We start from the raw sequence: 10,896 nt of genomic DNA, 5'->3' as shown, positions 1-10,896 counted from the left end.
TCCTGAACCTCGTACCAGGGCGAACTGTCGATCCCGGAAGGCAGGGCGGATCCCGCGACGGCTCCACGCTCTGCCGCGCTTCCCGGCGGAGGTAGCCGCGTGGTCACTGCTACGGCTGACCTCCACCCGCTCCGGGAGGATGTTATCGCTATCATTCATTGCCGGCAATGAGCCGTAGGCTGAAACCGCCTGAGCACCGGGGGCGACGCCAACCACGGGTGAGGGCTGTATGGTATCGATACCAAGGAAGAGGAGTGTGCGCAGTTGGCAACCACGCCGCGAGCCTACGATCGAAACCCCAGCTACCCCCCGACCGGCAACCGAGTGCGGCCCGGCTGGGACGAGGCGGCTGCGACGCTGCCCGCTACGCCCACCGTGCTCGCCCTGGACGGACCGGCGTTCCTGGACTGGGACGGCGCCGTGGCCGGGCTGGCCAAGGCGCTGGCCGAACGGGGAGTGGCCGTGCACCAGGTCGACCTGAGCGCCTTCTTCCGGCCCTGGGACGAAATCCTGCGGCTCACCGAACCCGCTGGGACGGCCGAACTCGTCGACGACCCCGACTTCACCAGCGTTACGCGCTGCGCACTGCCGGACTTCCTTCGGCTACCTGACCCGTCGCCGACCGCCGACGAGGGTGTCACCATCGTCTACGGCCCTGGCGCCGGGCTCGTCTCGCATGACGTGCTCTGGTACGCAGATCTGCCGAAGCGGTACGCCGAGGCCGCCATGCACTCCGATCGAGCGCAGAACCTCGGACAACCCGTAGCTGCCGGTCCGGGCACCACCCGCCGGTTGTTCTACGTCGACTGGCCGGTGCTCGACCGGCACCGTGACGGGATCGCCGGCCAGATCGACCGCTGGATCGACCTGCAGCCCGATCCGGTCACCGGCAGCACCAACCTGGCATCCCTGGACGGCACGACGGTCCGGGCGACGATCGCCACCCTGGCCGGCCGGCCGTTCCGGGTGCGGCCGTTCTTCAACTCCACTCCCTGGGGCGGGCACTGGGCTCAACGCGAACTCGGGTTCAATCCGGAGGCACCGAACACGGCACTGGGCTATGAGCTGATCGCCCCGGAGAACGGCGTACTGATCGGCGAGCCGGGCGGCCCGCGGATCGAGGTCCCGTTCCAGATGATGGTCTCGCTGCTGCCCGACCGGTTCCTCGGCCCGCCCGTGCAGGCCGAGTTCGGCACCTCGTTCCCGATCCGGTTCGACTATCTGGACACTGTCGACGGTGGGCACCTGTCCGTGCACTGCCATCCGCGGCTCAACTACATGCGGCAGATCTTCGGCTGGGACTACACGCAGCACGAAACGTATTACGTGATGATCGGAAGCCCGGGCAGTCAGGTGTTCCTCGGCTTGCGCGACGACGTCGACCTGGACCAGTTCCACGGGCAGGCGCTGGCGGCGTACTGCGACGGTGCACCCTTCGAGGTGACTGACCACGTGCAGGCCCATCCCGCGGACCCGCACCAGCTCTTCCTCATCCCCGCTGGCACGCCGCACGCCAGCGGGGTCGGCAACCTGGTGCTGGAGATCAGCGCCACGCCGTATCTGTACTCACTGCGGTTCTACGACTGGCTGCGACAGGACGCCGCCGGGCGGCGGCGGCCGGTGCACATCGAGCACGCGTTCGCGAACCTGGACACCACGCGCCGCGGCCAGTCCGTACGCGACGATCTGGTCCCCGCACCGCGGATCCTGCGCTCCGGCGTCGGCTGGCGGGAGGAGCTACTGGGTGACCTGCCCGATGTCTTCTACCAGGTACGCCGGTTCGTGCTCGACGGTGACCAGCCCGCCAGTGACGACACGGTGGACCGGTTCCACATGCTCAACGTCGTCGACGGCGCCGGCGTGGTGGTGCGGACCGCGGCCGGTGACGAACATCTGCTCGCCTATGCCGAGACGCTGGTGATACCCGCTGCGGTCGGGCAGTACACGCTGGCCCGGATCGGCGAGGAGCGGGTACAGGTCGTGAAGTCTCTGGTGCGATAGCCATGGCGGACAACGACGTCCTGGCAGCGCTCGACATCGGCGGGACACACGTCGCTGGGGCGGTAGTCGATGCCGCGACCTGGACGGTGCGGCCGGGCAGCGTGCGACGCCGACCGCTGCCCGGCGACGGCACCGCCGAGGAGATCCTGAGCGACATCGTGGCCTGCGGCCGCGAGCTCGACCTGCCTGCGGAGGCCTGGTGCGGGATCGCGGTGCCCGGACCCTTCGACGTCGCCCGGGGCGTCGGCCTGTTCCAGTCGGTCGGAAAATTCGACGCGCTGTACGGCGTGGACGTACGAAGCGCTGTCGCCGACGGACTGGGGCTGGCCCGCTCGCGACTGTGTTTCATCAACGACGCCGAGGCTTTCCTGATCGGCGAATGGGTTACCGGTGCCGTGTCCGGACACAACCGGGCAGCCGCCATCACGCTCGGCACCGGCGTGGGGTCGGCATTCCTGGCCGACGGCAAGATCATCGCCGTCGGCAACTCTGTGCCGCCGGAGGGCCGGGTCGATCTGTTGATGATCGACGGCCACCCCCTGGAAGAAGCCGTGTCGCGCCGCGCCCTGCTCACGGCGTACGGCGGTGGTCCCGACATCGACATCCAGGACATGGCCGAGCGGGCCCGCAGCGGTGAGCCGAAGGCCCGGGCGGTGATCGATACCGCGATGAGGGCCCTCGGCCGGACGCTCGGTCCCTGGCTGACGCGGTTCGGGGCGACGGCACTGGTGGTCGGCGGAGCGATATCGGCATCGTGGGATCTGATCGAGCCGCCGCTGCGGGCCGGCCTGGCCGGGGCCTGCCCGGCGCTCGTGGCGGCGCGCCGGCCCGAACTGTCGCCGCTGATTGGCGCGGCGTGGCACTGTTGTCGAAAGATGCATCCGGCTGGGATGCCGGCCGAAGGATGATGCGGCGAGGGAGTCCGATCGTGCCCCAGGCACCGACGATGCGCGATGTGGCCGAACGGGCCGGCGTCAGCTCGATGACGGTGTCCCGGGTGCTGCACGGCAGCTCTGCGGTGTCCGCCGACGCCAAGGCCCGCGTGCTGGCCGCGGTGAACGAACTCGGCTACCACCGCAACGAGGTGGCGCGGAGCCTGCGGCTCGGCCGTGACACCGGGCTGGTCGGCCTGGTGATCACCAACCTGGCGAACCCGTTCTACTCGCAGCTGGCGGTCGGGGTGGAGTCGGTGCTCACCGAGCACGGCATCCGCGCCGTGCTCGGCAACTCCGGCGAGGACGTCGAGCGGGAACGGGAGATGATCCGGGACCTGGTGGCCCGGCGGGTGGACGGGATCATCGTGGTACCGGCCGGCAGCGACCAGTCCCACCTGGAGACCGTCCGGCGCCGTGGCACCCCGGTGGTGCTCGGTGCCCGGCCGCCGGACGGTGTGCCGCTGGACTGCGTGCTGGTGGACGACTTCACCGGAGCCAGGGCGGCAACCAACCGGCTGATCGACGCCGGGCACCAGCGGATCGGCTTCCTCGGGCTTCCGCCGGCGACCTGGACCGGCTCGGAGCGGTTCCGCGGCTACTGCGCGGCGCTGGACGCGGCCGGCCTACCGCTGGACGATCGCTACGTTCGGCGGGTCGGTCGCGACCGTGGTGCCGCAGAGCGGGCGGCGGCTGAGCTGCTCGGGCTGCGCAAGCCGCCGACTGCGCTGTTCTCCGCCAACAACCGCAACACCATCGGCGCCTTCCGGGCCATTCGTGCGGCCGGCGCGGACACCGCACTGGCCGGCTTCGACGACTTCGAACTCGCGGACACTCTGGGCCTACCGCTCACCGTGGTCAGCTACGACGCCGCCGAGATCGGTCGCCAGGCGAGCCGCGTGTTGCTGAGCCGGATGCTTGACGCGGCTGACGGAGGCGCCGACGCGCCACCGCGACGGCTGATCGTCCCGACGACATTGATCGACTATCCCTGAATGGGGCTGGAGGACAGCAGCACCAGTTCCCACTGCCGGATGGGCTGCACCGTGCGGACCTCTCCGTCGACCAGCGTGGCCGGGGCAAGTCGTCCGGTCCCGGTCACGTGCAGGGCGCCGGCCGGGCTGGGCATGCCGGCGGGTAGCCGCACCGCGAACGCGGTGGCGTCGTCCGGGCTGGCGTTGAAGACCGCGACCCGCCAGCGTTCACCGTCAGTGAGCGCGATCGGAATCAGCCACGGATGCCCGGAGACCACCAGGTGTTCGGGCCCGGCCACGTCATGGTCGCCGAGCCAGTCCACGGTCTTGGCAATTTGCGCAGCCCGCTGCTCATTCATCGACACAGGCGATTCCGTTGGCCAGGGCAGGATCGCGACCCGGCCGCCGAGTTCGTTTTCGAAGAGCACCAGGCCGTGACCGACCTGATTGCCGCCGGCATCGAGCAGCACGCTGGCGTGCTGTGCGCCGGGCGCCAAGGTGCCCTGCACCAGACAGTGCAGACGCGAGCCGGCACCCTGATTGACGCTGATGTCGCAGCCCTGACGTAACCCGAACTCGGCCCTGGTACAGCGTTCGATGCTGAAGAGCAGGTGATCCTGGCTGATCCAGCGGACGTCGGTGAGGCCGGTCAGTGTGCCGTAGCCGCGGGCCTGCAGGCCGAGCGCTGCCGGGCCGTCCAGCAGGACACCACCGGACAGCCAGCGACGAATATCTTCCGCGGTGGCCGCGTCAACCGTGGTGGCGGACAGCGCGTTGACCCGGCTCTCGCCACGCAGACTGACGGCCGTACCCGCGGCGATGAGCCACGACGCGATACCGCCGACCGGGGCGGCCAGTGCCTCCCACCGTCCGTGTTCTCCGGCGGGCACCGCTCGATGCCGGGCAACGTGTGGCGACCACGGAATCCCCACCCCGGTGCTGCGCAGAGCCGGCGGGAACAAGTCGGCGATCAGGTCCAGCGCCGGCCGCGCCTGGGTCAGGAACGCCGCCCGCGTCGGTTCATCCGCTGTTTCGTTGCCCATGAAGTCGTGCACCGAGATCGCCAGGCCTGCCGATCCCAGCACATGCGCCAACGCCATCTGGGCGAACATCTCGCGGAACGACTTGTTCCACCGCCCGTACGGGTAGTTCTCGATCTCCGGGTAACTACGCACGGCGGTGGGCTGGACCGCCCGGGCCGCGTCCAGCCGCACCACGGCCGCGGGCAACTGGTCCGGCGTGCCGGAACTGTACGGCCAGAAGTGCGGCCGGTGCACCGGGGTGCCCTCCGGGTCGAGTGCGCCGAACCACGCGTCCCACCGCCGCCCTTCCGCGCTGTGGGCCGACAGTTGACTCGACATCAGACCGAGGCGCCGGCCGAGCGGCGCCACGATCCCGCGCCATTCGGCGATCAGCTCGACCTGCGCCTCGTCCCACATGTCCAGCCACTGCGCCCGCCACGGATGCGGCACTCCGGCGGCGGTACACGCGGCGATCACCTCCTGGCGGGTGGCAACCCGGCCGATCCGGCGAGCGAACCGCTCCAGATGCAACGGACAGAAACAGCCACCCCACCGCAGTGGCGCATGGTTGTGCAGGCGGATGTCGTCCTCCACCCACACCACGGCGACGTGATCCTCGCTGGCGTACAGCCGCAGCACGTCGCGGTAGTATGCACGCCAGCCGGGATCCAGCGGGCAGACCTGCGCCTGCGTCGTACCGCCGTACGGGTCGACGAGCGTCTGCCAGGGTTGATCCGGCCGCAGCCGCCGCCCCCGGTCGACGTGCAGCAGCGTCGCCCAGGGATTGATGCTGATGCGGATCCCCGCTTCGGCGAGCGCGGCCCGCGCCGGCCGGGTGTGTTCACACCAGTTCCGCACCTCCGCCACGCTCGGATGTCCGTCGTTGCGCTCCTCTGCGAAGGCGAACATGCAGATCTCGTCGGCGCCGGTGTCGCGGGCCATCTCGACCAACTGTGCGGCGGTCCGGGTCGGGCTCAGCTCCGGTCGGGTCTGCACGCGAAGGATGTAGTGGGTCGGCATTCTGGTGGACTTCCTCGGTAAGAAGGGGCCCCCGGCGCCGCGCGCGCCGGATCGGGGATCGAGCGGGCTATCAGGATTTGAGACTTCCGGCCGACAGCCCCGAGCGCCAGTAGCGCTGCAGGGCGAGGAAGGCGATGGCGAGCGGTACCACCGAGATCAGCGAGCCGGTGACCACAATGTCGTACCAGGGCTGGTTCCGTAGCTGGCTGTTCCAGAAGTAGAGCCCGAGCGTGAGCGGCCAGAGCTTGTTGTCCGCGAGCATCATCAGCGGCAGGAAGAAGTTGTTCCAGATCCCGACGAACTGGAACAGGAAGATGGTGACCAGAGCGGGCGACATCAACCGCAGCGCGACGGTGAAGAAGATCCGCAGCTCGCCCGCGCCGTCAACCCGGGCGGCGTCGATCAGTTCGTCGGGCACGGAGGCCGCCGCGTACAGCCGGGCGAGGTAGACACCGAACGGGGTGACGACGCTCGGGATCAGCACCGACCAGTACGTGTTGACGACGCCGGCGGTCGAGGCGAGCAGGTACAGCGGCAGAGCGAGCAGGGGCGGCGGGATCAGCACCGCGCCGATGATCACCCCGAACACGCCCTCCCGGCCCCGGAACGGATACTTCGCCAAGGCGTAGCCGGCCATCGTGGCGATGAGTGTGGCGGTCAGGGCACCGCCGCCGGAATACAGCAGGCTGTTGAGGATCCAGCGGGAGAAGGCGCCATCACTGTGGTGGAACACCTTGGCGGCATTGTCGGCGAGCCGGATGCTCGACCCGAACCAGAAACCGTTGGTGCCGAACAGGTCGCCGTTGGACTTGGTAGCCGAAACGACCAGCCACCAGACCGGCAGGAGGAAGTAACCGGCAACGGCGAGCAGCAGCACCATGGTGCTCAGCTGCGCGGCGGGAGATCCGCGGCGGCCGGCCCGGGGCGTCACCCGTACCGGACCGGATCCGCGAACCTCGGTTGTGGACTGTCTGCTCATGAAGATCCTCGTGTGCTGAGCCGCAGGAAGCCGTACGACAGGACGAACGTCGAGAGGGCGAGGACCACCCCGATGGCGGCGGCAAAGTTGTAGTCGTTGAGGCCGAACGCCGCCTGGTAGGACAGCATCACCGGGGTGTAGCTGTTGCTGATGGCGGCGGATGCCATTGGCCGCAACACCATCGGCTCGCCGAACAGCTGCAGCGTGCCGATGATGGAGAACACACCGGTCAGGGTGAGCGCCGGGCGCAGCAGGGGAATCTTGATGTGCCAGGCGATCCGGAAGCCGGAGCAGCCGTCGACCTCGGCCGCCTCGAACAGCTCACGAGGGATGGACCGCAGCGCCGTGTAGAGGATCAACGCGTTGTATCCGGTCCAGGACCAGGTCACGATGTTGCCGATCGAGAACAGGATCATGTCGGCGGAGAAGAAGTCGACCTCGGCGCCGGCTTTCTCGCCGAGCTCGACCAGCGGGCTGATCCCGGGCACGTAGAGGAAGGACCACAGCACCGCCGCGATCACACCCGGAATCGCGAACGGCAGGAAGTACGTCAGCCGGAAGAACCGGCCGAGCCGTACGACGCGAGAGTCCAGCAGCAGCGCCAGCAGCAGGGCCAGTCCGAGCATCACCGGCACCTGGACCAGCCCGAACAGCACCACCCGGCCCACACTGGTCAGGAACGAGTTGTCGGCGAACACCCGAGTGTAGTTGTCCAGGCCGGCGAACACGGTTTCGGGCGGTTCCAGCCCGAGACCGGAGCGCTGCACCCGGAACAGGCTCTGGTAGACGGCGTACCCGATCGGGACCACGAACACGGCCAGGAACAGCACGGCGAACGGTGCGAGCAGCAGACCAGCGGTCCGGTTGCGGCGCCGGGCGAGCTTGCTGCGGGCGGGCCGGCGGCCGGCCGCCGGGCGGCCACCACCCGCGGTGCTGGTGGGCCGGGACCGGCCGTGGCCCGCGGGCGACGCCGGGGTGGATTCGACCTGACCGGTCATCCTTCGACCTTCAGGCCCTTCGACTTCATCGCCGCCACCGCCTTCTCCTGCACGGTGTCGAACGCGCCGGGCAGGGTGTTCTTGCCGGCGTACGCGTTACCGAGCGCCTCGCCCAGATCGGCGCCGAACTGCGAGTGCGTCGGGCCCCACTGCCAGTTGGTGTCGGTGTTCTGGGCGGCCTCGGCGAACACCTCGAAGATGTTCTGGCCACCGTAGTAGTCCACGCCCGTGTTCACCTCGGGCAGCGTGAGACCGGCGGTGGCGGCCGGGTAGATGCCGGTCACCTTGATCAGGTTCTTCAGGCTGTCGGGGTTGGTGCTCATCCAGGTGGCGAACTCGACCGCTTCCTTCTTCTTCTTGCAGCCCTTCAGCACGGCCGTGCTGGACCCACCCTCGTTGCCGAACTTCTTCTCACCGGCGGCCCACTGCGGCATCGGAGCGACGGCGAACTTGCCCTTCGCACCCGGAGCGTTCTCCGCGATCAGTGGATTCAGCCACACCGCGCCGATCGCGGTCGCCACCTTGCCGGACTGCAGCGAACTCCACCAGGCGGCGCCTTCGTCGGTGGTGTTCACCAACTTCTTGTCCACCAGACCCTGCCAGTAGTCGGCGACCTGCTTGGTCTCCGGGCCGTTGACGGTGACCTTCCACGTGTCACCCTCGGTGCCGAACCACTTGGCACCCTTCTGCCAGGCCAGGCCGGACAGGTCGGTGGCCTTCAGGTTCAGGATGTACGCCTTCGGGTCGGCCGCGTGCAGCTTCTCGGCCGCCTTGGCGTACTCGTCCCACGTCGTCGGCACCGCGATGCCGTACTTCTCGAAGACGTCCTTGCGGTAGTACAACCCCGTCGGGCCCGTGTCGACCGGGATGCCGTACGTCTTGCCGGCGACGCTGACCTGGTTCCACGTCCACGGGACGAACTGGCCCTTGGCGCTGCTGGTCTCCTCGGTGACGTTCTGCAGTGCACCCTCGAGCAGGAAGGTGGGCACCGACTCGAAGCCGACCTGTGCCAGGCAGGGGGCGTTGCCGGCCTTCACCGCCGAGAACATCTTGTCGTACCCGCCCTGGCCACCGGACGGCAGCTTGTTGAACGTGACCTGGATGTCCTTGTGGCTGGCGTTGAACAGCTCGACCGACTTGTCGTAGCCGGGCGCCCAGCCCCAGAACTCCAGCTTGACGGGGCCACCGGAGGAGGACGAATCGTTGTCGTTCCCGCCACACGCGGTCACCGCCAACGGCAGCGCCAGTAAGGCCGCGGCCACTCTCCCGATCAGGCGGCGCCGCCGCCCGGATGTCGTCGTATCCACTGCTGTCTCCCTCTGTCTGAGCCCTGCCCCGGACTTCGCGACATCCTCGACGAAGCGGTCGTGGAACTCGTCGACCTCATTCATGACGTGATCTCGGATCTTGGGACGTCTGATGGCTCGCTGTGATGTTGAAAGGGTGTTCCGTACATGAACCGGTTGGTGTCAGGTCTGCACCGCGGCTCGTTCCAAGACTGTGGCGCTGGCCAGGAGACACCATCAGCGGGGAATCAGGAGGCGCCGTCAGCGGGGAAGACGCGGCGGTTGATCTCCTGCTTGAACTGCCGCAGCGTCGTGTCGATGTGCTCGGCCATGAGCGCCACCGCCTGCTCCTCGTCACCCGCCGCGATCGCGGCCGCGATCGCCAGGTGCTGCTGCGCGGCCGCGGCGATTGAGCCACCTGCGGCTCCCGCCAACCCGATCACGCTGACCTGCCGCTGGAGCCGCTGCACCGAGTCGACGCTGGCGGACAGGAACATGTTGCAGGCCGCGACGCCGATCGCCTGATGGAACTTCGCGTCGGCCCGGTTGAACGCCTCGATATCGCCGCCTTCTGCCGCGTCCGCCGTGAGCTGTGCCGCCTCGCGCAGCGCCTTCACCTCAGTGGGGGTGGCCCGCTGCGCCGCCAGCCGTGTCGCAGTGGTCTCCACGAAACGGCGGAACTCGAACATCCCATCCACCTGCCGGAGATCGGCCGGCAGGAACTGGGAGAACGACTCCCGCCACAGCGCACCTTCCGGCTCGGCCACATAGATACCCCGCCCCATCTGGACGGAGATCCGCCCCAGAGCGGAAAGGATCTTGACAGCTTCCCGCACGACCGTCCGGCTCATCCCTATGGCGTCCGCCAGCTCCTTCTCCGTGGGCAGGCGGGCACCGGGCGCGAGACGCTCTCGGACGATGTATTCGAGGATCCGCTCGGCGGCTATCTCGTAGCCAGGCCGATAACCACCCGCGCTCAGCTGCTGCGGAACGGGTGACGACTGGTCGGGTCGGGCCGACATCTCCCCCATCTCCTCTGCCTGGCCACTTCGTGTCGAGGCCTCGCCGTGACACCCTGCGGCAACATGCTTCCGATCCATTTGCCCAGCCGGAAGCGGTTAGGTTCAGACTGAATCAGATCCATGGGATTGACGCAACCCCTTGCGGCATCGATACTCATCTCATAACTTACCCGTCCAAGATCCGCGGGTCCGCGCCGTTCCCGGTCTGGATTCTGGGCGGCCCGAGCCTGGCATGCGACAGGCAGTACATGTCCAAGTGGCGACAAAGGATCGGATTGATCGCCGGAAGCCTGGGGCCGCAGGAGGTGCATGTATGCGTACCAAGTCGCGTCCGTCTCGCCATCCACGGCTTTCCGGTGCTCCGTCGATCAGGCTGAGGGGCCAGTGAGAGCCGTCGGCGCCGACGGTGCAGCTCGGGCTGGCCGGGCGCACGTCAAGAAACCTACGCAACCTCAGCAACCGGGGAGGCCGCCAGGCGTTCATGGCCACCACCCCGGCCGCCGCCCGGCCCAGCGTCGATCCCACCATCACCACGGCACAGCGGCGGCCTCGGCGCGTCGACGTGATCAATGCGGTGGCGGCGGACCGCCATGTCGTCGGTCCCCTGCACAGCGTGCTCTTCGTATGGGCAAATCAGGCTTCGTTTAGTGGGACGTTCAGGG

Annotated in this window: 9 protein-coding genes; 4 read left to right on the top strand and 5 right to left on the bottom strand. The window is 68.5% G+C overall.

Annotation, left to right across the window (positions count from 1 at the left end):
• The first annotated feature begins 264 nt into the window (after positions 1 to 264).
• From AB0I41_RS33455 to AB0I41_RS33445, 3 genes are read left to right on the top strand one after another with little or no spacing between them, the layout of a single operon-like run.
• On the top strand, positions 265 to 2,001 hold the full coding sequence (locus tag AB0I41_RS33455) for a hypothetical protein (RefSeq protein WP_357115047.1): 1,737 nt from the start codon (positions 265 to 267) through the stop codon (positions 1,999 to 2,001).
• A gap of 2 nt (positions 2,002 to 2,003) precedes the next feature.
• The gene (locus AB0I41_RS33450; protein ID WP_357115045.1) at positions 2,004 to 2,909 is read left to right on the top strand and encodes an ROK family protein; all 906 of its coding nucleotides are present in this window, start codon (positions 2,004 to 2,006) and stop codon (positions 2,907 to 2,909) included.
• 20 nt (positions 2,910 to 2,929) lie between these two features.
• Complete coding sequence (locus tag AB0I41_RS33445) at positions 2,930 to 3,928, top strand: LacI family DNA-binding transcriptional regulator (protein WP_357115043.1); 999 nt, start codon at positions 2,930 to 2,932, stop codon at positions 3,926 to 3,928.
• Here the strand turns inward: AB0I41_RS33445 and AB0I41_RS33440 are convergent.
• The 5 genes from AB0I41_RS33440 to AB0I41_RS33420 all read right to left on the bottom strand — a co-directional run bounded on the left by AB0I41_RS33440 (position 3,919) and on the right by AB0I41_RS33420 (position 10,234).
• Positions 3,919 to 5,949, bottom strand: coding sequence for a hypothetical protein (locus AB0I41_RS33440; RefSeq protein ID WP_357115041.1), 2,031 nt, complete (start codon positions 5,947 to 5,949; stop codon positions 3,919 to 3,921). The two genes, AB0I41_RS33445 and AB0I41_RS33440, sit on opposite strands and share 10 nt — an antisense overlap.
• Positions 5,950 to 6,019: 70 nt before the next feature.
• Positions 6,020 to 6,928 (bottom strand): carbohydrate ABC transporter permease, encoded by a 909-nt coding sequence (locus tag AB0I41_RS33435; RefSeq protein ID WP_357115039.1) that lies wholly within the window; start codon positions 6,926 to 6,928, stop codon positions 6,020 to 6,022.
• Positions 6,925 to 7,926 carry a sugar ABC transporter permease gene (locus AB0I41_RS33430; protein ID WP_357115037.1) on the bottom strand — a complete coding sequence of 334 codons (1,002 nt, stop codon included), beginning with the start codon at positions 7,924 to 7,926 and terminating at the stop codon, positions 6,925 to 6,927. Before AB0I41_RS33430 ends, AB0I41_RS33435 begins: the two co-directional genes overlap by 4 nt.
• Positions 7,923 to 9,188 (bottom strand): extracellular solute-binding protein, encoded by a 1,266-nt coding sequence (locus AB0I41_RS33425; protein ID WP_357115035.1) that lies wholly within the window; start codon positions 9,186 to 9,188, stop codon positions 7,923 to 7,925. Before AB0I41_RS33425 ends, AB0I41_RS33430 begins: the two co-directional genes overlap by 4 nt.
• A 272-nt stretch (positions 9,189 to 9,460) precedes the next feature.
• Entirely contained in the window at positions 9,461 to 10,234 is a 774-nt protein-coding gene (locus AB0I41_RS33420) for an FCD domain-containing protein (protein WP_357115033.1), read from the bottom strand.
• Positions 10,235 to 10,640: 406 nt separating this feature from the next.
• Here AB0I41_RS33420 and AB0I41_RS33415 point away from each other — a divergent pair.
• Positions 10,641 to 10,896 (top strand): hypothetical protein (locus tag AB0I41_RS33415; protein ID WP_357115031.1); only part of this gene is annotated, 256 nt, incomplete at its 3' end.

Origin of the sequence: Micromonospora sp. NPDC050200, assembly GCF_040656135.1 — a bacterium.
Lineage (GTDB): Bacteria > Actinomycetota > Actinomycetes > Mycobacteriales > Micromonosporaceae > Micromonospora.
Note: the sequence above shows the minus strand (reverse complement) of the source record. Positions and strands in the feature narration are given on the sequence as shown.

Excerpts from the sequence above, each read along its gene's own strand:
- AB0I41_RS33450 (WP_357115045.1), top strand. The coding sequence starts at position 2,004 with ATGGCGGACAACGACGTCCTGGCAGCGCTCGACATCGGCGGGACACAC.
- AB0I41_RS33440 (WP_357115041.1), bottom strand. The coding sequence starts at position 5,949 with ATGCCGACCCACTACATCCTTCGCGTGCAGACCCGACCGGAGCTGAGC.
- AB0I41_RS33435 (WP_357115039.1), bottom strand. The coding sequence starts at position 6,928 with ATGAGCAGACAGTCCACAACCGAGGTTCGCGGATCCGGTCCGGTACGG.
- AB0I41_RS33430 (WP_357115037.1), bottom strand. The coding sequence starts at position 7,926 with ATGACCGGTCAGGTCGAATCCACCCCGGCGTCGCCCGCGGGCCACGGC.
- AB0I41_RS33420 (WP_357115033.1), bottom strand. The coding sequence starts at position 10,234 with ATGTCGGCCCGACCCGACCAGTCGTCACCCGTTCCGCAGCAGCTGAGC.